The organism is Micromonospora ferruginea (assembly GCF_013694245.2).
GTDB classification, from domain to species: domain Bacteria; phylum Actinomycetota; class Actinomycetes; order Mycobacteriales; family Micromonosporaceae; genus Micromonospora; species Micromonospora robiginosa.
The window spans coordinates 5,967,356-5,992,317 of the sequence record NZ_CP059322.2 but is presented as its reverse complement, the minus strand read 5'-3'; the positions used below and the strand labels follow the sequence as shown (position 1 = coordinate 5,992,317).

Genomic DNA, 24,962 nt, shown 5'->3' with positions numbered 1-24,962 from the left:
TTATCGGAGGTGCCACAAGTCCAAGATCGACGATGGATCGGCCGGACGGTGCGAGCTGGCGTGATCGGCGGGGTTGGGCGAGCGCTACGGCGTTAGGAAGGGGCCCCGCTTATGCAGAATGCGTTAACAAGGGCCCCCTCCTTACGCGCAGCAGGAGGGGTGCCGGTCACGGCTCGAACTTGTAGCCCAGGCCTCGCACCGTGACGATGTAGCGCGGCGCGGACGGCTCCGGCTCGATCTTGGAGCGCAGCCGCTTCACGTGCACGTCAAGCGTCTTGGTGTCGCCCACGTAGTCGGCGCCCCAGACCCGGTCGATGAGCTGGCCCCGGGTGAGCACCCGGCCGGCGTTGCGCAGCAGCAGTTCCAGCAGCTCGAACTCCTTGAGCGGGAGCTGGACCCCGGCACCGTCGACGGTCACCACGTGCCGTTCGATGTCCATCCGTACCGGGCCGGCGGCCAGGGTCGGCGCGCCCGTCTCGTTCGCCTCGCTGGTCTGCCGGCGCAGCACCGCCCGGATCCGGGCGACCAGCTCACGCGGCGAGTACGGCTTGGTCACGTAGTCGTCGGCGCCGATCTCCAGGCCGACCACCTTGTCGATCTCGCTGTCCCGGGCGGTGACCATGATGATCGGGACGTGCGACCGCTGGCGGAGCTGACGGCACACCTCGGTGCCCGACATCTCCGGCAGCATCAGGTCGAGCAGCACGATGTCGGCGCCGGTGCGGTCGAACTCGGTGAGGGCGGAGGTGCCGGTCGCGGCGACGGAGACCTCGAAGCCCTCCTTGCGGAGCATGTAGGACAGGGCGTCGGAGAACGACTCCTCGTCCTCGACCACCAGTACGCGACTCAACGGGTGTTTCCTTTCCTGTGGTCAGACCTGCCGGAGCTCGGCCGGGCCGGCCTCGATCCCAGCGGAGGCGAGTGTCGCCTCCAGGTCGTCCGGGGGGCGGGCGGGCAGCCGGAGGGTGAACGTCGACCCACCACCAAGGGTGCTCGACACATCCACCCGGCCGCCATGGTTGCTGGCGATGTGTTTGACGATGGCCAGGCCCAGGCCGGTGCCGCCGGTCGAGCGGGAGCGGGCCTGGTCGGCGCGGTAGAAGCGTTCGAAGATCCGGTCGACCTCGTTCGGCGCGATGCCGATCCCCTGGTCGGCCACCGCGATCTCGACGTGCTCGTCGGTGCCCCGCACGGTCACCCGGACCGTGGTGTCCTCGGCGGAGTAGTTGACCGCGTTCTCCACCAGGTTGGCCACCGCGGTGGCGAGTTGGCTGTCGCTCCCGTACGCGGTCAGGCCCCGCTGCCCGCCCACGACGATCTCCACCCGGCGGGCGGTGGCCGCGGTGCGGGTCCGGTCGACGACCTCGGCGAGCACCCAGTCCACGGCGACCGGTTCGGGCGCGGGTTGCGGCTCGGCGCCCTGGAGCCGGGTGAGTTCCAGCAGTTCCTGCACGAGCCGGCCGAGCCGGGTGGACTCGTGCTGGATGCGCTCGGCGAAGCGCCGCGCGGCGACCAGGTCCTCGGAGAGGTCGGGCGCGCCGTCGCCGGCCGGTTCGGTTGCGTCCACCAACGCCTCGGCGAGCAGTTGCAGGGCGCCGATCGGGGTCTTCAGCTCGTGGCTCACGTTGGCCACGAAGTCCCGGCGTACCCGGGCCAGGCGGTGCGACTCGGTGACGTCGACCGCCTCGATCGAGATGTAGCCGGCACCCAGCCCCATGGCCCGCAGGTGCACGCCGAGCGGGTTGTCGCCGGCACTGTCGCGACCCCGGGGCAGGTCGAGCTCGATCTCGCGCCGCACGCCCGTGCGCCGGACCTGCCCGGCGAGGGTACGGATGAGCGGGTGCGCCGCGATGGCGCCCGGTGTCGCCCCGGCGCGGAGCAGGCCCATCGCGCGGGCGGCCGGGTTCACCAGCACCGGCACGTCGTCCGGGTCGAGCACCACCACGCCGGCGCGCAACGAGTCGATCGTCTTGCGGCCGAGCCCGGAGAGGCCCCCCTGTTGGTCGTCCGGAATCGTCGGCCTCCCTGCGTCACGACGGGAGGTCCCGCCGCCCCGCGACGCCCTCCGGCGCCGCCACTGTCCCACCGGCCCGGACAGCATCGACCCGGCGACCAGTCCGGTCACCAGCGCCACGGCCACCGCGATGGCCACCGCCCATTCCACTTGGCGATCGTAGGGTCATTGTTAACCCGGAGATCGGTCACAAGGGGACGAATCACTCTCGCTTCTGGGAATGTTCACCCACGGGTCCCGCGTCGTTCATCCACGTTCACCCTGGTGCCGGCCGTCCGGCCTACCGTGGGGCGCGCACCTGCTCACGCCGTACCCCTCTGGGGCAGCGGCCCCCGACCCCAGGAAGTGACGATGCGCGACGAGTTCCGGGCCGACCTGCAGATTGTCAGCCAGTTGCTGGTGGACATGGCCGAGGCGGTGCGCGCGGCCATGCGGCAGGCCACCCGCGGGCTGCTCACCGCCGACCGCGCGGCGGCCGAGACGGTGATCGCGCGGGACGCCGAGATCGACGAGCTGTACCGGCACGTGGAGGAGCGGGTCTGCGACCTGCTGGCCCGGCAGGCGCCGGTCGCCTCCGACCTGCGCGCCATGATCACCGCCCTGCACGTGGCCGCCGACCTGGAGCGGATGGGCGACCTGGCCGACCACGTGGCGAAGACGGCGCTGCGCCGGCATCCTTCCCCGGCGGTGCCGGCCGAGCTGCGGCCGGTCTTCACCGACATGGCCGGCATCGCCGACCGGATGGCCGAGAAGATCGGCGCGGTGCTGGCCAAGCCCGACGCCGACGTCGCCGCCGAGCTGGACCGGGACGACGACGCGATGGACGACCTGCACAAGAGCCTCTTCGGCGTGCTGCTCGGCGACGACTGGCCGTACGGGGTGGAGACCGCGATCGACGCCACCCTGCTGGGCCGCTTCTACGAGCGCTTCGCCGACCACGCGGTGAACGCCGGTGAGCACGTGGTGTACCTGATCACCGGCTCCCCCTCCGCCTGACCCACCGGGGGGGTAAGGCGGGGCCCCTTCTTAACAGGGGAGTGTTAAGAAGGGGCCCCTCCTCTACCGGAGGCGTTAAAAGGGGGCCCCGCCTTACATCAGCGGCCCTGGTTGGCGACGGCGGCAGCAGCCGCCTTGGCGGCCTCGGGGTCGAGGTAGGTGCCGCCCAGGACCTGCGGGCGCAGGTCGGCGTCCAGGTCGTAGCGCAGCGGGATGCCGGTCGGGATGTTCAGCTTGGCGATCGCCTCGTCGGAGATCTGGTCGAGGTGCTTGACCAGCGCGCGCAGCGAGTTGCCGTGCGCCGCCACCAGCACGGTCCGCCCGGCCAGGATGTCCGGCACGATCGAGTCGTACCAGTAGGGCAGCATCCGCTCGACGACGTCCTTGAGGCACTCGGTGCGCGGCATCAGCTCGGTCGGCAGCAGCGCGTACCGGGGGTCGCCGACCTGTGACCACTCGTCGTTGTCGTCGATCGGCGGCGGCGGCGTGTCGTACGACCGGCGCCAGAGCATGAACTGCTCCTCGCCGTACTCGTCGAGGGTCTGCTTCTTGTTCTTGCCCTGGAGGGCGCCGTAGTGGCGCTCGTTGAGCCGCCAGGAGCGACGCACCGCGATCCAGTGCCGGTCGGCGGCGTTGAGCGCCAGCTCGGCGGTGCGGATCGCCCGGCGCATCACGCTGGTGTGCACCACGTCCGGGAGCAGGTCGTGCTCGCGGAGCAGCTCGCCGCCGCGCCGCGCCTCGGTCTCGCCCTTGGCGGTCAGGTCGACGTCGACCCAGCCGGTGAAGAGGTTCTTGGCGTTCCAGTCGCTCTCGCCGTGCCGCAGCAGGACCAGCGTCCCGACGGTGGGTCCTTCGCTCGCAGTCATGCGGATCATCCTGCCGTACGAGCCGGGTGGACACGCGGGGACCTGTGGTGACGACCACCACGTGGAAATGCGGATGACCATGCCTCCCGCCCGGCACTAGGTTGTAAGGCGTCTGAGATTGATCGGTCATTACCGAGCGGGGGGCGTCGGGATGCGGACGGTGCGAGGTTGGTTCCGGGACACGGCGGGCGGGTTGCCGCGCTCCTTCTGGTACCTGTGGACCGGCACGCTGATCAACCGGCTCGGCTCGTTCGTCCTGATCTTCCTCGCCATCTACCTGACCCGGGAACGCGGCTTCTCGGCCGCGCAGGCCGGTCTGGTGATCGGGCTCTGGGGCGTGGGCGGCGCGGTCGGCACCACCGTCGGCGGCATCCTCACCGACCGCTGGGGCCGGCGGCCCACGCTGCTCACCGCGCACCTCGGCGCGGCCACCATGATGGTCGCGCTCGGCCTCGCCCGGCCGCTCTGGGCGGTGGCCGTGGGCGCGCTGCTGCTCGGCACGTTCGCCGAGGCGGCCCGCCCGGCCTTCGGCGCCATGATGGTCGACGTGGTGCCGGAGAAGGACCGGCTCCGCGCGTTCTCGCTGAACTACTGGGCGATCAACCTCGGCTTCGCCTGCGCCGCGGTGCTGGCCGGGTTCGCCGCCGAGGCCGGCTACCTGCTGCTCTTCCTGGTGGACGCGGCCACCACGGTGGTCACCGCGCTGATCATCTTCACCCGGGTCCGGGAGACCCTGACCCGGCCGGCCGCCCCGGTCGCCAAGGGCGCGGCGGCGCCGGCCGGCGCGCTGCGCACCATCCTGCGCGACCGGGTCTTCCTCGGCTTCGTGGCGCTCAACCTGTTCGCCGCGCTGGTCTTCCTCCAGCACATCTCGATGCTGCCGATCGCCATGGTCGACTCCGGGCTCAGCCCGGCCACCTACGGCTCGGTGATCGCGCTCAACGGCGTGCTCATCGTGATCGGCCAGCTCTTCGTGCCCCGGCTCATCCGCGGCCGGAGCCGGTCGCACGTGCTGGCGCTCGCCGCGCTGATCATGGGCGTCGGCTTCGGGCTCACCGCGTTCGCCGACACGATCTGGCTCTACGGCCTCACCGTGCTGATCTGGACGCTCGGCGAGATGCTCAACTCGCCCTCCAACGCCACCCTGATCGCCGAGCTGTCGCCGGCCGCGCTGCGCGGTCGCTACCAGGGCGTGTTCTCGCTGTCCTGGCAGCTCGCCGGGGCGTCCGCGCCGATCCTCGGCGGCCTGCTGCGTGAGCAGGCCGGCAACACCGCGCTGTGGTTGGCCTGCGCCGGAATCGGCGCGGTGACGGCGGTCGCGCACCTGGTCTCCGGCCCGGCTCGGGAGCGGCGCGCCGTCCAGCTCCGCGCCGCCGGCGTCCCGGCCGCGCCGGTCACCCTGGCCCGCACCCCGGCGCCCGAGGCGGCCGAGGCCGCGGCCACCGCACCCGCCGAGCCGGCCCGGACCGGTTCCTGAGTACGCCGACCGGCTGGGTACGGTACCGGGGGCGGATCGGTAAAGAAACCTTCCTGGAGGACGGGTGCGCGGCCTGCGGCGCTGGTGGGACGACACGGCCGGCGGACTGCCCGGCACCTTCTGGTACCTCTGGGCCGGTCTGCTGATCAACCGGGCCGGTGCGTTCGCGCTGCTGTTCCTGTCGCTCTACCTGACCGCCGCCCGGGGCGCCTCACCGTCGCTGGCCGGGCTCGTCGTCGGCGCGTACGGGATCGGCGGCGCGGCCGGCACGCTGCTCGGCGGCGTACTGGCCGACCGGTGGGGCCGGCGGTCCACCCTGCTCGCCGCCCACCTCGCCGCCGCCGGGCTGATGGCGACGCTGGCGTTCAGCCAGCACCTCGCGGCGATCGCCGTCCTGGCCGCGCTGGTCGGGGTGGCGCACTCGATGCCCGGCCCGGCGTTCGTGGCGGCCATCGTGGACGTGGTGCCGGAGGCCCGCCGGTCCCGCGCGTTCAACCTCCAGTTCTGGGCGTTCAACCTGGGCATGGCGGTCGCCTCGCTGCTGGCCGGGGTGCTCGCCGAGGCGAGCTTCCTCGCGCTGTTCCTGGTCGACGCCGGGGCCACCCTGGCCGCGGCGCTGGTCATCGCGCTCAAGGTGCCGGAGACGCTCGGCCGCCGGCAGGTGACGCCGCGCGCGGTGCTGGGCCGGCGGCCCGGGCTGCACACCGCGCTGACCGACCGCACCTTCCTCGCCTTCGTCGGGCTGACCTTCCTGCTCGCCGTGCTGACCATGCAGACGTCCACGATCATGCCGCTGGCGATGCGCGCGGACGGCCTGCGTCCCACCGCGTACGGGCTGGTGGTGGCGCTCGGCGGGGCGCTGATCGTGGCCGGGCAACTCTTCGTGCCACGGCTGATCGAGCCGTACCGGCGCTCGACCGTGCTGGCCGTGTCCACCGGGCTGATGGCGCTGGGCTTCGGCACGCTGACCGTCGCCGACGGGTTGCCGCTCTACCTCGGCGCCTCGGTGGTCTGGACGGTCGGGCAGATGCTCGCCGCGCCGCCGAACGCGCAGATCAACGCGGATCTCGCCCCGCCCGAACTGCGGGCCCGCTACCAGTCGGTGTTCTACCTGACGTTCCCGGCGGCCTCGTTCGTGGCGCCGGCGCTGGGCGGGCTCAGCCTGGAGCACCTCGGCGAGCGGCACTGGCTGGTGGTCGGCGCGCTGGGCCTGTGCGCCGCGGCCGGGCACCTGCTCGCCGGCGGGCCACGGGAACGCCGGGTCGCCGCGTTGCGGGCCGCCGATCGGCAGCCGGTGGAGAGCCGGCGGTGAGAACGGCAGAGCGCCCACCTCGACCCCCGTCGAGATGGGCGCTCGTACCGTACGCCCGGCGGCGGCGGGCGACCCTCACCCCCGTAAGCGTCGCCCGCTCGCGCCGCCGGTTCCACGGGCGGCACCGTCCCCCAACGGTGTGCTCCACCCGATCCTCGCGTCTCGCTTGCGCGGATCTGATCGATCCGCCGCTCCCCCGAACGTAAACAAGCGTGACGCGGTGCAATAAAGTTAGTTCGCCCGGATTCCGGATTCAACCCAGATCGCTGTCTTACCCGTCACAGCCATCGTGTCGGGAATCCGGCTGTCCCTGCTGTGGTCTCCGCCGTGGCCAACGTCGGGTTCCCGTCGACCATTCCCGTAAACCTCAGCCGTCCTCGCGATTCGGGTTCTCGGTCCGGAAGAAGTTGCTCTGCCGGCCGTCGCGCAACTGCTCCTGGTAGATCAGGTTCAGCCGCCGCGAGTCGAACGTGCGGAACCAGTCGTCCCAGGTGACCTCCCGGATCCGGCTGCTCTCCCGGTAACCCGGCATGTTGAAGGTCAGCACCCCGGGCCGGTCCCCCCGCTCGGTGCCGGCGATGGTGGCCGGCTTCGCGCCCCGGGCCCGCGCCCAGCGCTGGATCACCTCGTGGTTACGGGTCACCAGGCTGCGGCCGGGACGCTCCGGCCGATCCGCGAGCGACGTGATGAGCTGGGACGATCCGATCGACCGGCTGGACGCCTTCCCCCGAGCCGGCGCGGCCTTCGCGCGGGTCGACGTGGCCTTCGCGCGAGCCGGGGCCGCCTTCGCGCGAGCCGGGGCCGCCTTCGCGCGAGCCGGAGCCGCCTTGGCGCGCGACGACGTGGCCGTGGCCCGGGTCGACGTGGCCTTCGCGCGAGCCGGTGCCGCCTTCGCCCGGGAGCCGGTGGCCGTGGCGCGAGCCGGGATCGCCCTGGCCCGCGACGACGCGGTCCTCGCCCGGGCGGGCGCCGCCTTGCGCGTACCCATCGCCGTGGCCCGGGCGCCGGTGGCGCGCGCGGCCGGCGCGGACTTGGCCGGCCTCCGCCGCGCCGCCGTGGTCTTCTTCGCGGCGGACCCGCGGCTGGCCGACGGCCGGCCGGCCGGGCCGGTGCTGCGCCGCGCGGCGCCACCGCGCCCCTCCGCGCGCATCGTGCGCGCGAGCGTCTTCACCAGCTCCGGCTTACGCAGCGCGGAGATCCCGGCGACGCCGCGCCGGCGCAGTTGGCCCCGGATGTCGTCGACCTTCATCCGGGAGATCTGGGACTCCGACACCGTTGGGGTGTTCGGGGTCTGGTTACCGGTTTGCCGCTTCGTCCGGGTCGCAGTCGTGCCGCGACCTGAGCTGTTGCGCTGAGCCATGGGACACGCTCCTCGACAGTCCGTCCTCGGCCCGCGGTGGGTCCCAGTGCTCCGCACCGCGCGGTGCGGCATACCCGTCAGGCGGGCTCCGAACCTCCGGCGGTCGAGCCGGCCGGCGCCGAAGGCTCGAAGAGGTGCGCGAACGCGGCCAGGTTGGCGGTCGACTCGCCCCGCTTCACCCGCCACTCCCACTCCCGGCGGATGGCGGTGCCGAAGCCGATCTCCAACATGCTGTCGAACGACTCGTCGGCGTAGGTCAGCACGGAGCCGAACAGGCGGTCCAACTCGTCGGCGTCGAGCCCGGCCAGGTTGACCCGGCCGGTCAGGTAGACGTCGCCGGTGGCGTCGATGGAGAACGAGACGCCGTACATCCGGGCGTTGCGTTGCAGCAGCCAGGCCCACAGCTCCTCGCGGCGCTCGTCGGGCTGGCGCATCACGAACGCCTCGATCCGCAACGCGTGCTCGCCGACGATCAGGTTGCAGATCGTCTTGAGCTTGTGCGTGCCCGGCAGGGTCACCGCGTACGACGCCTCGCCGGTGGACTCCCACTCCAGCTCGCGCTCCGCGCAGACGGCCTCGATCAGCGCGGCGACCTCACTCGTGCGGCTCATCGGACCCACTCTACGGTCGCCCGCCGACGACCGCCGGGCGGCGGCGCGTCACCAGGAGCAGGCGAGCGCCGGGTCGCCGAGCCGGCCGGCCAGCCGGGCCCGGTGCTCGGTGATCGCGTTCCCGTAGACCGCGAGCAGCCCAGAGACCGTACGGTGCCAGGAGAAGTCGCGGGCGTGCCGCTCGGCCCCGACGGCCAGCGCCGCCCGGCGCATCCGCTCCGGAAGCAGGCCGGCCAGCGCCCGCGCCCAGTCGACCGGGTCGTGCCCGTCGATGAGCACCCCGCTGATCCCGTCGCGTACGGCGGTCACCAGCCCGCCCACCGCGGCGGCGAGCACCGGCGTGCCGCAGGCCTGCGCCTCGAGCGCGACCAACCCGAACGACTCGTTGTGCGAGGGCACCGCGACCAGGTCGGCGGCGCGGTAGAGGGCGGGCAGGTCCTCCCCGGTCTGCGGCGGGAGGAACCGGACCCGGTCGGCCACGCCGAGCGAGCGGGCCAGCTCGATCAACGCGCTGGGCCGGTCCAGCCCGCTGCCGCTCGGACCGCCGCAGATCACCACGGTCAGCTCGTCGGCCAGCACCGGGTCCCGCTCCCGCAGCGCGGCGACCGCGCGGACCAGCACGTCCGGGGCCTTGAGCGGCTGGATGCGGCCGACGAACGCGACCACGTAGCCGTGCGCCGGCAGGCCGAGGCGGCGACGGGCGGCCCGGGCCGCGGACTCCCGGTCACCGGGGGCGGGACGGAACCGGTCCAGGTCCACGCCGGGCTCCACCACGGCCACCCGACCGGGGTCGGCGGCGTACCGGTCGAGCAGGTCCCGGGCCTCCACCCGGGTGTTGGCGACCAGCCGGTCGGCCTCGGCGACCACCTGCTCCTCGCCGATCACCCGGGCCTTCGGCTCCGGCCGGTCCCCGACGGCGAGCCGGGCGTTCTTGACCTTGGCCAGGGTGTGCGCGGTGTGCACCAGCGGCACCCCCCAGCGCTCCTTGGCCAGCCAGCCGACCTGCCCGGAGAGCCAGTAGTGCGAGTGGATCAGGTCGTAGTGGCCGGGCGGGCGGGCCGCCTCGGCGCGCAGCACGCCGGCGGTGAAGGCGCAGAGCTGACCGGGCAGCTCCTCCTTCGTCAGCCCCTCCAGCGGACCGGCGGTGACGTGCCGGACGGTGACCCCGGGCGCCATCTCGACCACCGGGGGCAGGTCGCCGGAGGTGGCCCGGGTGAAGATCTCCACCTCGACGTCGGCCTCGGCGAGCCGCCGGGCGACCTCCAGGATGTAGACGTTCATGCCGCCCGCGTCGCCCGTGCCGGGCTGGTGCAGCGGCGAGGTGTGCACCGACAGGGTGGCGATGCGGCGTGGCCGGGGCCACGGCAGGCTACCTCGCTGACGACCGACACCGGTGTGCACATCCGCCACGTCCGCTCCCTCTGTCACGGTTGATGCCGTCCCGCACGACCGGCGCCTCTCGGGTCAACCCGAACGCCGGATGTCATCTTCCCCATCGGGGTTCGGAAATGCCTGCGGCGGGTTCCCGGGCGTGACGGACCTCATCGCCGCGGGGTGCGGGGTGGCGGGAGACAATGGCGGGATGACCTCAGTCGCCATCGTCACCGGAGCGTCCAGCGGGATCGGCGCGGCCACCGCCCGCCGGCTGGCCGCCGAGGGGTTCCACGTGCTCGCCGCGGCCCGGCGTACCGACCGGTTGGCCGCGCTGGTCGCCGAGATCGAGGCGGCCGGCGGCGCCGCCACCGCGGTCGCCTGCGACGTGACCTCGGACGAGTCGGTCGCCGGCCTGGCCGCCACGGCGGACACCGCGCCCGGCCCGGTCACCCTGCTGGTCAACAACGCCGGCGGCGCCCGCGGCCTGGACCCGGTGGAGACCGCCGACGTCGGCGACTGGCAGTGGATGTACGACGTCAACGTGCTCGGCACGCTGCGGGTCACCAAGGCGCTGCTCCCCGCGCTGGAGCGCTCCGGCGCCGGCACCGTCGTGATCGTCAGCTCGACCGCCGGGCACGTGGTCTACGAGGGCGGCGGCGGCTACACGGCGGCCAAGCACGCGCAGACCGCGATCGCCGGCACGCTCCGGCTGGAGCTGTCCGGCCGGCCGATCCGGGTGATCGAGATCGACCCCGGCATGGTGAAGACCGAGGAGTTCGGGCTGGTCCGCTTCGACGGCGACGCGGACCGGGCCGCCGCCGTCTACGCCGGGGTCGCCGAACCGCTCGTCGCCGACGACGTGGCCGACTGCGTGGCCTGGTGCGCCACCCGCCCGCACCACGTCAACGTCGACCAGCTCGTGGTCCGCCCGCTGGCCCAGGCCGCCCAGCACAAGGTGCACCGGAACTAGCGTGAAGCGCGAGGAGTGAGCCGGTCTTGCGAGCCCGGCAGTCGCGAACCGGGAGGTTCTGATGGAACGCCCGCTCGGGGTCGTCACCCGGGGCACCACCAATCCCAACCGGCTCCGGCGGGTGGACAACTGGATCGTCGGGGCCTGCGGCGACGCGCTCCGCGCCGCCGCCGACCCGCTCGTGGTGGACCTGGGGTACGGCGCCACCCCGGTCACCCCGGTCGAGCTGCGGGCCCGCCTCGCGGCCGGGGTCCGCGCCGACGTCCGTGTGGTCGGGCTGGAGATCGATCCGGTACGCGTGGCCGCCGCCCGGCCCGCCGCCGACCCACCCGGGCTCACGTTCGCCCGGGGCGGCTTCGAACTGGCCGGGCTGCGTCCCGCCCTGGTCCGGGCGTTCAACGTGCTGCGCCAGTACGACGAGAGCGAGGTCGCCGACGCCTGGCGCACGATCACCGGCCGGCTCGCGCCCGGCGGGCTGCTGGTCGAAGGCACCTGCGACGAGCTGGGCCGACTGGGCGCCTGGGTGCTGCTGGACGCCACCGGCCCGCGCACGCTCACCCTGGCCGCGAAGCTGACCACCCTGGCGAGCCCGGCCACGCTCGCCGAACGGCTGCCGAAGGCGCTGATCCACCGCAACGTCCCCGGTGAACGCGTACACGACCTGCTCGACGCGCTGGAGCACGCCTGGCGCTCGGCCGCCGGCTACGCCCCGTTCGGGCCCCGCCAGCGCTGGGTGCGCGCGGTGGCGGCGCTGAGGGAGTCGGGCTGGCCCGTCCAGGACCGCCCGGCCGCCTGGCGGCACGGCTACCTGACCCTCCCTGGCCCGCCGTAGCCCCCACCTGACCCGTCTTTCCCGGCCCTACCCTCCCCGGTCCCGCCCGACCTCGCCCAGCCCTGGTCCCGGCCCGCCTCGCCCCCGCCTCACCCAGCCCTGGTCCCGGCCCGCCCCGACCCGCCCAGCCCTGGTCCCGGCCCGCCCCGCCTCGCCCTGGTCCCGGCCCGCCCCGCCTCGCCCTGGTCCCGGCCCGCCCCGCCCTGCCTTGCCCCGGCCCGCCTCGCCCCCGCCTCGCCTCGATCAGCCCTGCCCTGGTCCTGCCCCGCCTTCTCTCCGCCTCGCCCTGCCCCGTCCCGCTCCACCCGCCCCTCGCTCCTGCCCTGCCCTGACCTGCCCTGACCTGCCCTGCCCTGCTCCACCTCGCCGTGCCGTGCCTCGCCGTGCCTCCCGCCAAGTTCCTCGACTCCGCCATCACCGCCCGTGCCGCGCCGTGCCGCGCCTCGCCGTACCGCACCTCGCCGTGCCGCACCGCGCCGTGCCGTGCCGCACCTCGCCGTGCCGTGCCTCGCCTCGCCCCGCCTCGCCGATCATGGAGTTGTGGCGCCCAGGATGCGGCCTTTGGAAGTTTTGGGAGGTGCCATAACTCCATGATCGCTGCGGGTTGCGACGCCAGGGTCGAGATCTTGGTACCGGGCGGCCCCCATGAGGGCCTTTTCGTTCCAAGATCTCCATGCTTCCCACAATTCGGAAGGTCGATCTCAAATTTCGGCAAGCCCGGGTTGGTGGCTAGCTTTCAGAGCGCCGCGCGGGGGCGGGTCCCCGGCAACCTGTGGCGCGGGCAGGAGCCGTCGGCGCCGGGTGGAGGCGAAACACCCCGTTCGGCGTTTGAATGACGAGATCGTGCAGGATCGGCAGGCGGCCAGGCCGGCCGGCACGCAGCCAGGCCGGTCAACACGTGGCCAGGCCGGTCAGCACGTGGCCGGGCCGGTCAGCACGTGGCCGGGCCGGTCAGCACGTGGCCGGGCTCGGCCGACACGGACCAGAGCATGAGCGGCGCGAAGCGGAGCATGATCGGCGCACGGGCAGCACCAAGCGGAGCGACAAGCGCCCGACACCCTAGGCCGACCAGGAGAGGCGGCCGGGGCGGAACCGGTCAGATGGTGCAGTTGACCAGGACCGGCTCGGGGTGCAGGGGGACGCCGAACCGGGCGTGCACCCCATCGCGGATCTCCCGGGCCAGGGCCACCAGGGCGGCGGTGCTGGCCGTGCCGGACCGGTTGGTGAGCGCCAGCGTGTGCTTGGTCGAGATGGCCACGCCCTCCGGGCCGGCGTAGCCCTTGCCGAAGCCGGCCTTGTCGATCAGCCAGGCCGCGCTGACCTTCACCACGTCGCCCGCGCCCGGCCAGTGCGGCGGCTCGCCCAGGTCGGCGGCGCGCTCCCGGAGCAGCTCGTACGCCTCGCGGTCGAGCACCGGGTTGGTGAAGAAGGAGCCCACCGACCAGGTGTCCGGGTCGGCCGCGTCGAGCACCATGCCCTTGCCGGCGCGCAGCCGGCGCACGGTGGCCCGGGCGTCGGCCAGCGGCACCCGGTCGCCGACCTCGACGCCGAGCGCGCGGGCCAGTTCGGCGTAGCGGACCGGGCCGGAGAGCGGCGAGCGGGTGAGCCGGAAGTCGACCGAGAGCACCACCCAGCGGTCGCTGTACTTGAAGATGCTGCCCCGGTAGGCGAAACCGCAGTCCGCCGCCGGGATCCGGACCACCTCGCCGTGGGTGCGGTCGTACGCCTCGACGGCGACGATCGTCTCGGCCACCTCCTGGCCGTACGCGCCGACGTTCTGGATCGGCGTGGCACCGGCCGAGCCGGGGATGCCGGAGAGGCACTCCAGTCCCGCCCAGCCGCGCTCGACGGTGGCGGCGACGAGGTCGTCCCAGGGCTCGCCGGCGGCCACCCGTACGGTGACGGTGAGGTCGTCGGAGTCGACGACCTCGAAGCCCCGGGAGCGGACGAGCACGACGGTGCCCGGGAAGCCCTGGTCGCCGATCACCACGTTGCTGCCGCCGGCCAGCACCAGCACGGCCTGCTCGCGGGCCTCCGCCTCCCGCACGGTGCGGACGATCGCGGCGGCGTCCTCGGCGATCTCGAGCCGGCCGGCGGGGCCGCCGAGGCGTAGGGTGGTGTAGCGCGCCAGGGTGCCCGGATCGGTCGGTCCGGCGGCGGTCGTCGGTTCGGCGTAGACGTCTGACACGCCTTTCACCCTAGGCTGAGGGCCAGCCGCGGCACCCACTGGTGGCCCGGTCACCCCCGGGAGGATGGCGATGAGCAGACTGCACCACACGAAGGACTTCTGGATCGGCGCGCTGCGGACGGAAGGCCCTGCCTTCGCCGCGGCCGTCACGGAGGCGCCTCCCGAGACACCGGTGCTGTCCTGTCCCGGCTGGACGGTCACCGACCTCGCCCACCACCTGACCCGGACCTACGCCTGGGTGGGCACCGTGCTGACCGCCGGTGCCACCGCCCGGCCCGAGCGGCGCGACCCGGAGCCGCCGGCGGGGCTCACCCCGGCCCAGTGGTTCGCCCAGGAGTACGAGCGGCTCACCGTGCTGCTGGAGGGTCTGGACCCGGAGGCCCCGGCGTGGAACTTCGCCCCGCAGCCGAAGAAGGCCGGCTTCTGGCCGCGCCGGGTGGCGCACGAGACCGCGGTGCACCGCTGGGACGCCCAGCTCGCCATCGGCGCGGGTGACCCGATCGAGTCCAAGCTCGCGGCCGACGGGGTGGGCGAGGTGTTGGACACCTGGCTGCCGGCGGGGCGGCGGATCAACTCCGGCCCGTGGCACGGGGTGGTCCAGTTGACCGCGACCGACGCGGCCCAGGAGTGGTATCTGCGGTTGCGTGGCGAGGGGGTGGCGTTGCTGGACACCGCGACGATCCTCGACCACGACGACCACCGGGCCCGGGCGCAGGTGACCGGCACGGCCAGCGACCTGCTGCTGGCGTTGATGGGCCGGATCAGCTTCGACACGCTCGGCGTGGCCGGGGACCGGGGCCTGCTGGAGGGGCTGCGGGTGGGCTGACACAGCATCCGATATCGGCGGAGAGGGGCGGCGATCGCCCCTCTCCGCTTTTTTCGGACGCTCTGAGAGCGCTCTCTTGACAGCGTCCCGGACTACCCACCAGGCTGTCGAGAGAGCGCTCTCTTAGTACCGGAACCGCCTTCCACCACCCGTTACGACCCCGAGAGGTCAGGACAGCATGCTCACCTTCACGCGCCGTCGACTCGCGGCGGTGGCCCTGGTCGCCGCCACCGCACTGCTCGGCACCACCGGCTGCGGCGGCGGCGACGACGAGGCCGCCGCCGACGGGCCGGTCACGCTCACCGTCGACGTCTTCGGCCAGTTCGGCTACGCGGACCTCTACCAGGAGTACATGGCCAGCCACCCCAACGTGAAGATCGTCGAGCGGGGCACCGGCAGCAACCTCGACGAGTACTCGCCGAAGCTCACCCAGTGGCTCGCCGCCGGCAAGGGCGCAGGCGACGTCGTCGCCATCGAGGAGGGCCTGCTGGTCGAGTACAAGGCCAACCCGCAGAACTTCGTCAACCTGCTCGACCACGGCGCGGCCGACCTGAAGGGCAACTTCCTGGACTGGAAGTGGAACCAGGGGCTCACCGCCGACGGCAAGCAGCTCATCGGCCTCGGCACCGACGTCGGCGGCATGGCCATGTGCTACCGCAAGGACCTGTTCGCCAAGGCCGGCCTGCCCACCGACCGGGAGGCCGTGTCCAAGCTCTGGCCCACCTGGACCGACTACGTCAAGGTCGGCGAGCAGTTCACCGCCAAGAAGACCGGCGCCTCGTTCCTGGACGCCGCGACCAACACGTTCAACACCATCCTGCTCCAGACCGCCGGCAACACCAGCGGCTACAGCTACTACGACACCAACAACAACCTGGTCGTGGGCAGCAACCCGGCGGTACGGCAGGCGTACGACACCACGATGGACATCATCGACTCCGGCCTCTCCGGCAAGTACGGCTCCTGGTCGGAGGAGTGGGTCTCTGCGTTCAAGCAGTCGAAGTTCGCCACCATCGCCTGCCCGGCCTGGATGACCGGCGTGATCGAGGGCAACGCCGGCCCCGGCGCCAAGGGCAAGTGGGACATCGCCCAGATCCCCGGCAACGGCGGCAACTGGGGCGGCTCCTTCCTCGCCGTGCCGAAGCAGAGCAAGCACCAGGCCGAGGCGATCGAGCTGGCCAAGTTCCTGACCAGCGCCAAGGGCCAGATCGGCGCGTTCAAGCTCAAGGGCCCGCTGCCCTCGTCCCCGCAGGCGCTGGCCGACCCGGCGGTCGTCGACTCGAAGAACGCCTACTTCTCCGAGGCCCCGGTCGGCAAGATCTTCGCCGAGGGCGCCAAGAACCTGAAGCCGGTCTACATGGGCCCGAAGAACCAGGCCGTCCGCACCGAGGTGGAGAACGCCGTACGCACCGTGGAGCTGGGCAAGCGCTCCCCGCAGCAGGGCTGGACCGACGCGGTGTCCAACGCCGAGAAGGCCGCCGCCAAGTAACCCGAGCAGCGCGCGCGTGCGGGCGGGCCCGGCGACGGGTGCCGCCCGCACGGCGGAGAGGAGTTCTCAGGTCATGGCCGTCCAGCTCGACGCCCGCCCGCCGGTCGCACCGGCCCCCCGTCACACCCGCCCCACCCGGGGCGTCCGGCTCAGCCGGTTCGACACCAAGTACTCGCCCTACCTCTACATCGCCCCGTTCTTCCTGCTCTTCGGCGTCTTCGGGGCGTACCCGCTGGCGTACACGTTCTGGGTCTCGCTGCACGACTGGGACCTGCTCGGCGCGGAGCACCCGTTCATCGGTCTCGACAACTACAGCCAGCTTCTCGCCGACCCGGACTTCTGGCACTCGGTGGTCAACACGCTGGGCATCTTCGTCATCTCGACGGTTCCGCAGCTCCTGGCCGCGCTCTGGCTGGCCAACCTGCTCAACCGCCAGCTCCGCGCCCGCACCACCTGGCGGATGGCGGTGCTGGTCCCGAACGTCACCTCGACCGCCGCGGTGGCGATCGTGTTCGCGGTGCTGTTCGGCCGCGAGTTCGGCATGATCAACTGGCTGCTCGACCACGTCGGAATCAGCGCGATCGACTGGAAGGCGAACAGGTTCGCCGCCTGGGTCGCCATCTCCACCATGGTCGACTGGCGGTGGACCGGCTACAACGCGCTGATCTTCCTGGCCGCCATGCAGGCCATCCCCCGCGACCTCTACGAGTCGGCGTCGATCGACGGCGCCGGCCGGGCCCGGCAGTTCTGGTCCATCACCGTGCCGCTGCTCAAGCCGACCATCGTCTTCGCGGTCATCATCTCCACCATCGGCGGGCTTCAGCTCTTCACCGAGCCCCGGATGTTCAACTCCGGCACCAACGCGATCCGCGGCGGACCGCTGCGCGAGTCGCAGACCGTGACCATGTACATGTTCGAGAACGCGTTCGCGCCGCACTACAACTTCGGCTACGGCTCGGCCATCGCCTGGCTGCTCTTCGCGCTGATCGCGGTGGTCGCGGCGATCAACGTCCTGCTCCTGCGCCGGCTCGGCGGCGGCGCCCGCAAGGAGGTCTCCCGATGACCCGCCTCTGGTCGGCCAGCCGGCTCACCTACCTGGCGCTGATCCTCTCGGCCGCGCTGTCGATCTTCCCGATCTACTGGATGTTCGTGGTCGCCAGCCGCACCAGCGACGCGATGGGCCAGGTCCCGCCGCCGCTCACCCCCGGCGGCAACCTCGGCGCCAACATCGCCCGGCTGTTCGACAACACCGACGCCTACTTCCTCACCGGCCTGATCAACTCGACGATCGTGGCCGTCACGGTGACCGTGTCGGTGGTCTTCTTCTCCACCCTCGCCGGGTTCGCGTTCGCCAAGCTGCGCTTCGGGGGACGCAACGCGCTGCTGCTGGCGATCGTCGCCACCATGATGGTCCCCACCCAGCTCGGCGTCATCCCGCTCTACCTGCTGATGACCAAGCTCAACTGGAACGACCGGCTGCCCGCCGTGATCGTGCCGGCGCTGGTCACCGGCTTCGGCGTGTTCATGATGCGCCAGTACGCCGGCCAGGCGGTCAGCACCGAGCTGATCGAGGCGGCCCGGATGGACGGCTGCAACACCGCGCGGATCTACTGGAACGTGGTGCTGCCCGCGCTGCGCCCGGCCGCCGCCGTGCTCGGCCTGCTCACGTTCATGACCACCTGGAACGACTTCCTCTGGCCGTACGCGGTGCTCAACGACCCGGAGAACCCGACCGTGCAGCTCTCGCTGCGGGCCCTCTCCGACGGGTACTACCAGGACATGTCCCAGGTGTTCACCGGGACGGCCATCGCCACGCTGCCGCTGCTGCTGGTGTTCGTCGTGTTCGGCCGCCAGATCATCGGCGGGATCATGGAAGGTGCGGTGAAGGCATGAGCGAGCTGCGATTCCCCGAGGGCTTCGTCTGGGGGGCGGCCACCGCGGCGTACCAGATCGAGGGCGCCGCCCGCGAGGACGGTCGCGGGCCGTCGATCTGGGACACCTTCAGCCGTACGCCGGGGGCGGTGTTCCAGGGCCAGAGCGGCGACGTCGCCTGCGACCACTACCACCGGCTCACCGAGGACGTCGCGTTGATGGCCGACCTGGGGTTGCGGGCGTACCGGTTCTCGGTGGCCTGGCCCCGGATCCGGCCGGACGGCACCGGCCCGGTCGAGCCGCGCGGGCTGGACTTCTACGACCGGTTGACGGACGCGCTGCTGGAGCGGGGCATCGACCCGATCGTCACGCTCTACCACTGGGACCTGCCGCAGGCGCTGGAGGACCGGGGCGGCTGGACGGTCCGGGAGACCGCCGAGCACTTCGCCGACTACGCGATCGCGGTGCACGGCCGTCTCGGCGACCGGGTCGGCACTTGGACCACGCTGAACGAGCCGTGGTGCTCGGCGTACCTCGGCTACGGCAACGGGGTGCACGCGCCCGGCCGGCGCGACGCCGGGGACGCGTTCCGGGCCGTACACCATCTGCTGCTCGGGCACGGCCTGGCCGCGCGGGCGCTGCGCGCGGCCGGCGCGCGGACGCTCGGGATCACGCTCAACCTGGCCGACGTGCAGCCGGCGGACGCCGACAGCGCGGCGGACGCCGAGGCGGTCCGGCTGGTCGACGGCCTGCACAACCGGATCTTCCTCGACCCGCTCACCGGCGGCGGCTACCCGGCGGACGTGTTGGCGCACGTCGAGCGGATGGTGGCGACGGACTTCGTCCGCGACGGCGACGAGAAGATCATCGCCGCGCCGCTGGACCTGCTCGGCCTGAACTACTACTCGCCCACCTACGTGGCCGGGCGGGCGGGCGGAGAGGGCGGCAGCGCGTACCCGGGCACCGCCGGCGTGGTCGAGTTCATGCCGGCCACCGAACCGGTCACCGACATGGGCTGGTCGATCGAGCCGGCCGGGCTGACCCGGCTGCTGGAACGGGTGGCCGCCGACCACCCCGGCCTGCCGCTGATGATCACCGAGAACGGCGGCGCGTTCCCGGACGCCACCCGGGACTCCACCGGCCGGGTGGCCGACGCCGACCGGACCGCCTACCTCGACGGCCACCTGCGCGCCGCGCACGAGGCCATCGCCCGCGGGGTGGACCTGCGTGGTTATCTCGTATGGTCGTTGCTGGACAACTTCGAATGGGCCGAGGGATACCGGAAGCGGTTCGGGATCGTCCACGTCGACTACCTGACCCAGCGGCGCACACCCAAGCAGAGCGCCCGCTGGTACCAGGAGGTGATCGCCCGGAACGGGCTGTGACGAGGTGGTGGTTACGGGGATGACGACGGCACAGCGGCCGACCCTGGAGGCGGTGGCCCGGCGGGCCGGCGTCTCCCGGGCCACGGTCTCCCGGGTGGTCAACGGCTCGACCACGGTCGCCGAGTCGATCCAGCAGGCGGTCCGCCGGGCGGTCGAGGAACTCGGGTACGTCCCGAACCTCGCCGCCCGCAGCCTGGTCACCCAGCGCACCGACTCGGTCGCGCTGGTCATGCCGGAGGCGGCCACCCGGGTCTTCTCCGACGACCAGGTGTTCCCCGGCATCATCCGGGGCGCCGCCCAGGAACTGGAGGCGGCGGACAAGCAGCTCGTGCTGATGCTGGCCGGGTCGCCGGCCGGGCACGAGCGGGTCGAGCGGTACACCACCGGGCGGCACGTCGACGGCGTGCTCTTCGCCTCGCTGCACGGGGAGGACCCGCTGCCCGGCCGGCTGGCCCGGCTCGGCATCCCGGTGGTGTGCAGCGGCCGGCCGCTCGACGGCGCCGACGTACCGTACGTCGACGTCGACCACACCGGCGGCGTGACCGCGGCGGTGCAGCACCTGATCGCGTCCGGGCGGCGGCGCGTCGCCACCATCGCCGGGCCGCAGGACATGGTGGCCGGCATCGAACGGCTGATCGGCTACCGCACCGCGCTCACCGGCGCCGGGCTGCCGGAACTGGTCGCGTACGGCGACTTCACCCGGGAGTCCGGCACCGCCGCGATGCGCGAGCTGCTCGCCGCCGACCCGGAGCTGGACGCGGTGTTCGCGGCCTCCGACCTGATGGCGCACGCGGCCCTGCGGGCCCTGCGCGAGGCCGGGCGGCGGGTGCCCGAGGACGTCGCGGTGATCGGGTTCGACGACATCGAGACGGCCGCCTACACCGAGCCGCCGCTGACCACGGTGCGGCAGCCGATAGTGGAGCTGGGCCGGGCGATGACCCGCCAACTGCTGCGCATCGCCGCCGGCGAGCACGTCGAGCAGGCGCTGATGCTGCCCACCGAGCTCATCCTCCGCGACTCGGCGTAAGGCGGGGCCCCCGCTTAACGCATTCTGCATAGGCGGGGGCCCCGCTTAACCGCTCGCGCGGCCGGCAACGAAGTGGCTAGGGTCGCGCCGATGAGTGAAGCTGAGATCCGTCGCGCCCTACCCGACGACGCGGCCGCCGTGGTGGCGCTGCGCGCGGTGGTCTTTCCCTACCTGGTGCGCGGAGTCGAGTCGACCCGGCGGATGATCGCCGAGCCGCCGCCCGGCGAGGGCTGGGCCGCCTGGGTCGCCGAGGCCGACGGCGAGGTGGTCGGCTGGGTGTCGGCGTACCGGAACACGCAGACCTCGACGCCCGGGGTGGGCGAGATCTCCACCCTGCACGTCCATCCCGACCACCGGGGCCGGGGCGCCGGCACCGCGCTGCTCGACGTCGCGCTCGACCACCTGCGCACGCTCGGGTCGACGCGGGTGCTCACCCACGCCCGCACCGAGTCGCTGCCGTTCGCGCAGCGCCACGGCTTCACGCCCAGCCGCGAGCTGCGCTACTCCGCGCTCGACCTGGACCCGGCCCCGCCGATGCCGGAGCCGCCGCCCGGCGTACGGCTGCTGCCGATCGCCGGGCTCGACCCGCGCCGGGTCCACCGGGTGGACTCCGAGTCGGCCCGGGACGAGCCGGGCGACGTGCCGACCGACGCGCTCGACTACGACCTCTGGCTCCACGAGTGCTGGGAGAACCTGGGGCTGGACCGGGAGGCCAGCACGGTCGCCGAGGTGGACGGCGAACTGGTCTCGCTCAGCCTGGTGAAGCGGGACGGCGACCGGATGTGGTCGGACTTCACCGGCACGCTGTCCGCCCACCGGGGGCGAGGGCTGGGCCGGCTCACCAAGCAGGCCGCGCTGCACCTCGCCGCGGGGCGCGGGGTACGCACCGCGTACACCTCGAACGACGAGGCGAACGCGCCGATGCTGGCGATCAACGAGGCCCTCGGCTACCGGCCGGTGGACAGCCAGTGGTCGTGCCGGCGCACGCTCAGTTGAGCCGGCCGGCGGCGATCCGCACCGCGGTCGCGTACGTGTCGGCGCCGAACAGCACCAGCCGGGCCTCGACCACGTGCACCGGTGTGGCCGCGTGCAGCACGCGCAACGCCTGCGCCACCGCGTCCTCGACCGGCCAGCCGTAGATCCCGGCCGAGATCAGCGGGAATGCGACCCGGAGCGCGCCCAGCTCGTCGGCGACCCGGAGGCTGTTGGCGTAGCAGTCGCGCAGCGCCGCGGACCGGTCCTCGCGCGGCGAGAAGACCGGCCCGACGGTGTGCACCACCCAACGCGCCGGCAGGTCACCCGCCGTGGTGGCGACCGCCTGCCCGGTCGGCAGGCCCCGCCCGTAGCGGGAGGCGCGCAGCGCCCGGCACTCCGCCAGGATCGCCGGCCCGCCCCGGGCGTGGATCGCGCCGTCCACTCCCCCGCCGCCGAGCAGCGACGAGTTCGCCGCGTTGACGATCGCGTCGACCTGCTGGGCGGTGATGTCGCCCTCGATCAGCACGGTGTCCATCTCAACGCTCCTCGACGTGCTGGCCCAGCGACCGGCGGGCCAGCAGGGCGGCCCCGGCGACGGCGGCCGGCATGACCAGCACCGCGCCGAGCGGGATCAGGAAGCACAGGAAGACCGCCACCCCGAAGCCGAGCGCGGTCGGCCGGTCGGCCTTCAGCCGCGACCGCCGGTCCGGCAGCCGCATCCCGCGCCGCTGGAACGGCGCGCCGACCAGCTCCAGGGCCAGGAACCAGCCACCCACCAGGGCGCCGACCACCGGCACCACCGTCTGGCCCACCAGCGGGATGAAACCGGCCGCGAAGAGGGGTACGCCGACCAGCGCGGAGATCGCCACCAGGCGCAACGAGTCGGCAATGCTGCGCCGCATTGAGGCCCAGAACGGCACCTCCACCATGCCCGGGGTGCCGCCGAGCCGGTCCTCGACCCGCTCGGAGATGGCCTCGTAGAACGGGTCGCCGACGGCCAGCGTGACCGCGGTGAAGGTGAGCACCCCGACCAGCGCGGCCACCCCGACGACGGCCAGCCCGGCGGCGACCCGCAGCAGCCCGCGCGGGGTCGACGACCAGTCGTCGGCGAACGGGGTCAGCCAGGCGGCCAGGTCGTCCACGAAATAGATCAGGGTGGCGAAGAGTGCCAGGTAGAGCACGCCGGAGATGAGCGCCGGCACGACGCCGAGCAGCATCAGTTTCGGGCTGCGGACGTACATGCCGAAGCCGCGCAGCAGCAGCCCGGCGCCGCCGAGGAAGCGGGTGACCACGCCGGTCACGGGCGCGACGGTACGGGAGGCGTTCACGACGGCACAGCCTAGTGGGCCCGCGCACCCCGCCCGGATGTTAGGCGGGGGCCCTTCCTATACCGAATGCGTTAAGCGGGGGCCCCTCCTTACACAATGGGGGGGTGCGTGCGTCTCGGCTGATCTCGTTGGTGCTGCTGCTCCAGTCCCGGGAGACGATGACGGCGACCGAGCTGGCCCGCGAGCTGGAGGTCTCCGAACGCACCGTCTACCGGGACGTGCTGGCGCTCTCCGCCGCCGGCGTGCCGGTCTACGCCGACCGGGGCCGGGCCGGCGGCTACCGGCTGCTCGGCGGCTACCGGACCCGGCTGACCGGGCTGAGCCGCGACGAGGCCGAGGCGCTGTTCCTGGCCGGGTTGCCGGGCCCGGCCGGCGACATGGGACTGGCCGACGCGGTGGCCGCCGCCGAGCTGAAGGTGCTGGCCGCGCTGCCGCCGAGCCTGCGGGACGCGCCGGCGCGTACCGGCCAGCGGTTCCACCTGGACGTGCCGGGCTGGTTCCGGGAGTCCGCGCCCCCGCCCCGGCTGGCCGAGCTGGCCCGGGCGGTGTGGCGGGACCGGATGGTGGAGCTGCGCTACCGGCGCGGCGACCGGGAGGTGACCCGGACCGTCGCGCCGTACGGGCTGGTGCTGAAGAACGGGGTCTGGTATCTCGTCGGACGGGTCGGCGAGGCGTGGCGGACGTACCGGGTGGACCGGGTGGTCACCGTCGAGGACGGCGCGGCGGGCTTCGACCGGGATGAGCGCTTCGACCTCGGGGCGTACTGGCGGGAGCAGGGCGGTGCGTTCCTGCGGGAGCTGCTGCGGGAACGGGTCACCGTGCGGCTCGGCCCGACCGGCCTGCGGCTGCTCCGGTACGCGGTGGACGCGCCGTTCGTCTACTCCGAGGCGGTCGCCGCCGCCGGCCGGCCCGACGGGCAGGGCCGGCTGGTGCTCCGGCTGCCCGTCGAGTCGGTCGACGTGGCGTACGCCCAACTGCTGGCGCTCGGCCCCGAGGCGGAGGTGCTGGCCCCGCCGGAGCTGCGGGCGCGGCTGGCCGAGGCGGCCCGGCGCGCGGCGGCGCTGTACGCCGAGCCGCCGGAGGACGCCGAGCCGCCGGAGAACACCGGTCAGCGGTAGCCGCTGTCGTCGGCCGGCTTGCCCGGCGCCACCACCTCGTCGTGGTAGCGGGCCCAGTGCGGGCGGGTGCCGTCGAGGTCGGTGAAGCCGTACTCCTGGGCCAGCCCGCCGCTGTCCAGCGACTGCCCGTTCCAGCGGTGCCGGTCCGGGTCGGCGGCCAGCGCGGCCACCGCCCGCCCGACGAACGCCGGCGTCTCGGACATGACGAAGTGCGGGTCGGTCTTCGCGCCGTCGCGCCAGGTCGCCTCGGTGACGCCGAAGTGCTCCAGCATCGCCTCGGAGCGCAGCCAGCCGGGGGTGAGCGCGAGCGCGGTGCAGCCGTGCGGGGCCAGCTCGTGCGCCTGGGTGAAGCCGAGCCGGTTCACCGACACCTTGGCCAGGTCGTAGAAGACGGACAGGCGGTAGGTCGCGTCGTTGTACGCCTTCGTGCCGTCGCCGATCTCGACGACCAGCCCGCCCGGCCTGCGGATCAGCAGCGGCAACGCGAAGTGGCTGGTGATGATGTGGGTGTCGACGGCCAGCCGGAGCGTGCGGAAGCCGGCGTCGAGCGGCTGTTCCCAGACCGGCTTCTCCCAGGTGATCAGCGGGTCGGCGCCCCAGATGTCGTTGACCAGCACGTCGAGGCGGCCCTGCTCGGCGTCGATCCGTTCGACGAGCTTGCGTACCTGCTCGGGGTCGAGGTGGTCGACGGCGACCGCGACGCCGGTGCCGCCGGCGGCGGTGACCAGCTCGGCGGTCTCCTCGATGGTCTCCGGCCGGTCCATCTCGGAGCGGCGGTCCCGGGTGGTGCGGCCGGTGGCGTAGACGGTGGCCCCGGCGGCGCCGAGCTGGACGGCGATCTGCCGGCCGGCGCCGCGGGTCGCGCCCGCGACCAGCGCGACCTTTCCGGTCAGTGGTGGGTTCATGGGTTCACCGTGTCACCGATACCTGACAACCGAAGTC

22 protein-coding genes and 1 pseudogene are annotated in these 24,962 nt (G+C 73.1%); 13 read left to right on the top strand and 10 right to left on the bottom strand.

The features are described from left to right. Positions 1-166: 166 nt before the first annotated feature. The gene (locus tag H1D33_RS26765; RefSeq protein ID WP_091069660.1) at positions 167-850 is read right to left on the bottom strand and encodes a response regulator transcription factor; all 684 of its coding nucleotides are present in this window, start codon (positions 848-850) and stop codon (positions 167-169) included. A gap of 21 nt (positions 851-871) precedes the next feature. After that, positions 872-2,164, bottom strand: a complete 1,293-nt coding sequence (locus H1D33_RS26760; RefSeq protein ID WP_414685448.1) for a sensor histidine kinase — start codon at positions 2,162-2,164, stop codon at positions 872-874. Between the two features lie 201 nt (positions 2,165-2,365). Between H1D33_RS26760 and phoU the strand changes: the two genes are divergently transcribed. Further along, entirely contained in the window at positions 2,366-3,010 is a 645-nt protein-coding gene (gene phoU / locus H1D33_RS26755) for a phosphate signaling complex protein PhoU (protein WP_181570546.1), read from the top strand. A 98-nt stretch (positions 3,011-3,108) separates the two neighbouring features. On the opposite strand, the gene H1D33_RS26750 is transcribed toward phoU, so the two are convergent. Continuing rightward, on the bottom strand, positions 3,109-3,876 hold the full coding sequence (locus H1D33_RS26750) for a phosphoglyceromutase (RefSeq protein WP_181570547.1): 768 nt from the start codon (positions 3,874-3,876) through the stop codon (positions 3,109-3,111). A gap of 151 nt (positions 3,877-4,027) precedes the next feature. Here H1D33_RS26750 and H1D33_RS26745 point away from each other — a divergent pair, with 151 nt between their 5' ends. Continuing rightward, the gene (locus tag H1D33_RS26745; protein ID WP_181570548.1) at positions 4,028-5,353 is read left to right on the top strand and encodes an MDR family MFS transporter; all 1,326 of its coding nucleotides are present in this window, start codon (positions 4,028-4,030) and stop codon (positions 5,351-5,353) included. 64 nt (positions 5,354-5,417) lie between these two features. Continuing rightward, on the top strand, positions 5,418-6,665 hold the full coding sequence (locus H1D33_RS26740) for an MFS transporter (protein WP_181570549.1): 1,248 nt from the start codon (positions 5,418-5,420) through the stop codon (positions 6,663-6,665). A 367-nt stretch (positions 6,666-7,032) separates the two neighbouring features. Here H1D33_RS26740 and H1D33_RS26735 read toward each other — a convergent pair whose 3' ends face one another. The 3 genes from H1D33_RS26735 to mshA form a co-directional block, all read right to left on the bottom strand. Next, positions 7,033-7,653: a hypothetical protein gene (locus H1D33_RS26735; protein ID WP_414685556.1), complete on the bottom strand. Its 621-nt coding sequence runs from the start codon at positions 7,651-7,653 to the stop codon at positions 7,033-7,035. Between the two features lie 449 nt (positions 7,654-8,102). Then, complete coding sequence (locus H1D33_RS26730; RefSeq protein ID WP_181570551.1) at positions 8,103-8,636, bottom strand: type III secretion system chaperone family protein; 534 nt, start codon at positions 8,634-8,636, stop codon at positions 8,103-8,105. Positions 8,637-8,684: 48 nt separating this feature from the next. Continuing rightward, entirely contained in the window at positions 8,685-10,046 is a 1,362-nt protein-coding gene (gene mshA / locus H1D33_RS26725) for a D-inositol-3-phosphate glycosyltransferase (protein WP_181570552.1), read from the bottom strand. Between the two features lie 172 nt (positions 10,047-10,218). On the opposite strand from mshA, the gene H1D33_RS26720 reads away from it, so the two are divergent. Both H1D33_RS26720 and H1D33_RS26715 read left to right on the top strand, forming a co-directional pair. Then, on the top strand, positions 10,219-10,980 hold the full coding sequence (locus tag H1D33_RS26720) for an SDR family NAD(P)-dependent oxidoreductase (protein WP_181570553.1): 762 nt from the start codon (positions 10,219-10,221) through the stop codon (positions 10,978-10,980). A 61-nt stretch (positions 10,981-11,041) separates the two neighbouring features. Then, positions 11,042-11,823: pseudogene (locus H1D33_RS26715) on the top strand (class I SAM-dependent methyltransferase). Positions 11,824-12,908: 1,085 nt separating this feature from the next. On the opposite strand, the gene H1D33_RS26710 reads toward H1D33_RS26715, so the two are convergent. Next, positions 12,909-14,000 carry a UDP-N-acetylmuramate dehydrogenase gene (locus H1D33_RS26710; RefSeq protein ID WP_181570555.1) on the bottom strand — a complete coding sequence of 364 codons (1,092 nt, stop codon included), beginning with the start codon at positions 13,998-14,000 and terminating at the stop codon, positions 12,909-12,911. A gap of 70 nt (positions 14,001-14,070) precedes the next feature. On the opposite strand from H1D33_RS26710, the gene H1D33_RS26705 reads away from it, so the two are divergent. The 7 genes from H1D33_RS26705 to H1D33_RS26675 all read left to right on the top strand — a co-directional run bounded on the left by H1D33_RS26705 (position 14,071) and on the right by H1D33_RS26675 (position 21,595). Continuing rightward, positions 14,071-14,826 (top strand): maleylpyruvate isomerase family mycothiol-dependent enzyme, encoded by a 756-nt coding sequence (locus H1D33_RS26705; protein ID WP_181570556.1) that lies wholly within the window; start codon positions 14,071-14,073, stop codon positions 14,824-14,826. A 178-nt stretch (positions 14,827-15,004) separates the two neighbouring features. Then, on the top strand, positions 15,005-16,315 hold the full coding sequence (locus tag H1D33_RS26700; protein WP_181570557.1) for an ABC transporter substrate-binding protein: 1,311 nt from the start codon (positions 15,005-15,007) through the stop codon (positions 16,313-16,315). A 73-nt stretch (positions 16,316-16,388) separates the two neighbouring features. After that, complete coding sequence (locus H1D33_RS26695; RefSeq protein WP_181570558.1) at positions 16,389-17,378, top strand: carbohydrate ABC transporter permease; 990 nt, start codon at positions 16,389-16,391, stop codon at positions 17,376-17,378. Then, positions 17,375-18,208, top strand: a complete 834-nt coding sequence (locus H1D33_RS26690) for a carbohydrate ABC transporter permease (RefSeq protein ID WP_181570559.1) — start codon at positions 17,375-17,377, stop codon at positions 18,206-18,208. Before H1D33_RS26695 ends, H1D33_RS26690 begins: the two co-directional genes overlap by 4 nt. Beyond that, the gene (locus H1D33_RS26685) at positions 18,205-19,572 is read left to right on the top strand and encodes a GH1 family beta-glucosidase (RefSeq protein ID WP_181570560.1); all 1,368 of its coding nucleotides are present in this window, start codon (positions 18,205-18,207) and stop codon (positions 19,570-19,572) included. Before H1D33_RS26690 ends, H1D33_RS26685 begins: the two co-directional genes overlap by 4 nt. A gap of 19 nt (positions 19,573-19,591) precedes the next feature. After that, entirely contained in the window at positions 19,592-20,599 is a 1,008-nt protein-coding gene (locus H1D33_RS26680) for a LacI family DNA-binding transcriptional regulator (RefSeq protein ID WP_181570561.1), read from the top strand. 90 nt (positions 20,600-20,689) lie between these two features. Next, positions 20,690-21,595 (top strand): GNAT family N-acetyltransferase, encoded by a 906-nt coding sequence (locus tag H1D33_RS26675; RefSeq protein WP_181570562.1) that lies wholly within the window; start codon positions 20,690-20,692, stop codon positions 21,593-21,595. Here the strand turns inward: H1D33_RS26675 and H1D33_RS26670 are convergent. After that, complete coding sequence (locus tag H1D33_RS26670; protein WP_181570563.1) at positions 21,588-22,109, bottom strand: O-acetyl-ADP-ribose deacetylase; 522 nt, start codon at positions 22,107-22,109, stop codon at positions 21,588-21,590. The two genes, H1D33_RS26675 and H1D33_RS26670, sit on opposite strands and share 8 nt — an antisense overlap. A 1-nt stretch (position 22,110) precedes the next feature. Then, entirely contained in the window at positions 22,111-22,902 is a 792-nt protein-coding gene (locus tag H1D33_RS26665) for an EI24 domain-containing protein (RefSeq protein ID WP_181570564.1), read from the bottom strand. A 104-nt stretch (positions 22,903-23,006) separates the two neighbouring features. Between H1D33_RS26665 and H1D33_RS26660 the strand changes: the two genes are divergently transcribed. After that, positions 23,007-24,020 carry a helix-turn-helix transcriptional regulator gene (locus H1D33_RS26660; protein WP_181570565.1) on the top strand — a complete coding sequence of 338 codons (1,014 nt, stop codon included), beginning with the start codon at positions 23,007-23,009 and terminating at the stop codon, positions 24,018-24,020. Here the strand turns inward: H1D33_RS26660 and H1D33_RS26655 are convergent. Further along, a complete protein-coding gene (locus tag H1D33_RS26655) occupies positions 24,011-24,925 on the bottom strand; it encodes an SDR family oxidoreductase (RefSeq protein ID WP_181570566.1) in 915 nt (304 codons plus the stop codon). The two genes, H1D33_RS26660 and H1D33_RS26655, sit on opposite strands and share 10 nt — an antisense overlap. Positions 24,926-24,962: the final 37 nt, after the last annotated feature.

Coding starts and splice junctions, on each gene's coding strand:
- H1D33_RS26745 (WP_181570548.1), top strand. CDS start 4,028: ATGCGGACGGTGCGAGGTTGGTTCCGGGACACGGCGGGCGGGTTGCCG.
- phoU (WP_181570546.1), top strand. CDS start 2,366: ATGCGCGACGAGTTCCGGGCCGACCTGCAGATTGTCAGCCAGTTGCTG.
- H1D33_RS26700 (WP_181570557.1), top strand. CDS start 15,005: ATGCTCACCTTCACGCGCCGTCGACTCGCGGCGGTGGCCCTGGTCGCC.
- H1D33_RS26720 (WP_181570553.1), top strand. CDS start 10,219: ATGACCTCAGTCGCCATCGTCACCGGAGCGTCCAGCGGGATCGGCGCG.
- H1D33_RS26690 (WP_181570559.1), top strand. CDS start 17,375: ATGACCCGCCTCTGGTCGGCCAGCCGGCTCACCTACCTGGCGCTGATC.
- H1D33_RS26705 (WP_181570556.1), top strand. CDS start 14,071: ATGAGCAGACTGCACCACACGAAGGACTTCTGGATCGGCGCGCTGCGG.
- H1D33_RS26675 (WP_181570562.1), top strand. CDS start 20,690: ATGAGTGAAGCTGAGATCCGTCGCGCCCTACCCGACGACGCGGCCGCC.
- H1D33_RS26685 (WP_181570560.1), top strand. CDS start 18,205: ATGAGCGAGCTGCGATTCCCCGAGGGCTTCGTCTGGGGGGCGGCCACC.
- H1D33_RS26655 (WP_181570566.1), bottom strand. CDS start 24,925: ATGAACCCACCACTGACCGGAAAGGTCGCGCTGGTCGCGGGCGCGACC.
- H1D33_RS26750 (WP_181570547.1), bottom strand. CDS start 3,876: ATGACTGCGAGCGAAGGACCCACCGTCGGGACGCTGGTCCTGCTGCGG.
- H1D33_RS26735 (WP_414685556.1), bottom strand. CDS start 7,653: ATGGGTACGCGCAAGGCGGCGCCCGCCCGGGCGAGGACCGCGTCGTCG.
- H1D33_RS26680 (WP_181570561.1), top strand. CDS start 19,592: ATGACGACGGCACAGCGGCCGACCCTGGAGGCGGTGGCCCGGCGGGCC.
- H1D33_RS26695 (WP_181570558.1), top strand. CDS start 16,389: ATGGCCGTCCAGCTCGACGCCCGCCCGCCGGTCGCACCGGCCCCCCGT.
- H1D33_RS26670 (WP_181570563.1), bottom strand. CDS start 22,109: ATGGACACCGTGCTGATCGAGGGCGACATCACCGCCCAGCAGGTCGAC.
- H1D33_RS26730 (WP_181570551.1), bottom strand. CDS start 8,636: ATGAGCCGCACGAGTGAGGTCGCCGCGCTGATCGAGGCCGTCTGCGCG.